Genomic DNA, 1071 nt, shown 5'->3' with positions numbered 1-1071 from the left:
GGCAAAAGTTCGTTGTACGCTTTTGAAGCATAGACAGAACCCTGGTCACTATGAAGGATGAGCTTTTGATCCGGGTATTGCTTTTTGAACTCGATGACGTCATGCAATCCATTGAGGTAGGTCATACGGTCTCCTCGTTTGGATGAAAGGGAATAGGCAATAATCTCGTTATTCCATAGATCCATGTATAACGTTAATTCATAATATATCTTTTCTATGTAAAAAGCAGTCATATCGCTTACCACGCATTCCATAGGCCCGTTAATATTCATCTCGGCCATCAATAGATTCGGATAGATCTTATACGGGTTCCCTTTCTTCTTGTATCTGCAGCGTCTGGCCTGGCTTCTGATGCCAAGTAGTTTGCAAATCTTACAGGCATAGGAAGGAGAATAATACACGGCCATGTCCAGATAAATCTTTGCCTGCAGCCAGCGATATCCATGAGAAGGATACCGTTTATGATATTCCATGAATGTGACTTTAGCCTCTGTACGGCGCTGCATCCTGGCTGAAGGATGGCTGAGACGGTGCTTCCAATAGTAAAAACTGCTGTGTCCGATATGCAGCCATTCACACAATAGCGTAACGGGAAAATGTCCGGATAATTCCATAATGACTTCGTAAATTTCTCGCCGACTTAAATGGATTTTTTCTTGGCATTCACCTTCTTCGCATATTTTTTTTTTAGTATCGTATTATCGATACGTTCCCAAATCAGTGCGTTGATTAATTCGTCCTTTGTCATGGACTGTATTTCTTCAAGCCCTGCAGGTTCTGTGGCTGCTGGCAGGGTTGCTTCTCGTTCGGATCCCTGGGCATGCTGCGACGTCTTTTTAGGTGGTAGATGATTGGCATCACGATACATCCGCATGTAGTCGCGAGCTGTCGTTACTGAGATACCATATTTTTCAGCAGCCTCAAATTTGGTGATTTCGTTGTTGTAAATTCGGCGACCTATTTCTAATCGTTGTTCTTTCGTTAATTTCACGTGGCAACCTCCCATCTAACAATTGAGGGCATCGGATACTAATTAGAAAATCTTTTATCCAAGATTACTACATTTAGTAT

General features: G+C 42.3%; 2 protein-coding genes. Both read right to left on the bottom strand.

Annotation, left to right across the window (positions count from 1 at the left end; genetic code table 11):
* A partial coding sequence (locus tag H8J70_RS12355) for an IS3 family transposase (protein ID WP_186504592.1) occupies positions 1–614 on the bottom strand: 614 nt, incomplete at its 3' end.
* A gap of 26 nt (positions 615–640) precedes the next feature.
* The gene (locus H8J70_RS12350; protein WP_186504591.1) at positions 641–991 is read right to left on the bottom strand and encodes a hypothetical protein; all 351 of its coding nucleotides are present in this window, start codon (positions 989–991) and stop codon (positions 641–643) included.
* Positions 992–1071 lie beyond the last annotated feature (80 nt).

It is taken from the genome of Megasphaera hominis, assembly GCF_014269395.1.
Taxonomy (GTDB): domain Bacteria; phylum Bacillota; class Negativicutes; order Veillonellales; family Megasphaeraceae; genus Megasphaera; species Megasphaera hominis.
This window is presented reverse-complemented; position numbering and strand designations above follow the sequence as displayed.